This is a genomic window from Pseudoalteromonas sp. GW168-MNA-CIBAN-0100, from assembly GCF_040309225.1.
GTDB lineage: Bacteria > Pseudomonadota > Gammaproteobacteria > Enterobacterales > Alteromonadaceae > Pseudoalteromonas > Pseudoalteromonas arctica.
Window position 1 is genome coordinate 1 of the sequence record NZ_JBEOOL010000629.1, and the last position, 267, is coordinate 267.

1 pseudogene is annotated in these 267 nt (G+C 41.9%); it reads right to left on the reverse strand.

The features are described 5' to 3' along the window. Window positions 1–267, reverse strand: a pseudogene (locus AAEY62_RS22745) (DMT family transporter); the annotation flags it as partial.

Below are 267 nucleotides of genomic sequence, written 5' to 3' on the forward strand. Positions count from 1 at the left end.
GTGTAGAGCCAAACGCCGTAATAAGTGCGGCCCAATGCCATGGCTCGTTTTCCCACAGCGCCAAACCTAATCCCACAGGCATACCTACTAAATTGGTAAGTAACAAAGTTTGCATAATACTATGGTGTTTAGGTAACTTTCGTATTAGTACATTATTTATTGCCAGTGTAATTGCGACTACAAGTGCAAATATAGCCGCCCAATTAATGTCGGTAGGCTGAATAACAATAAGTACCCCTATAAAGCCAATAACAGCCACAGCTATGC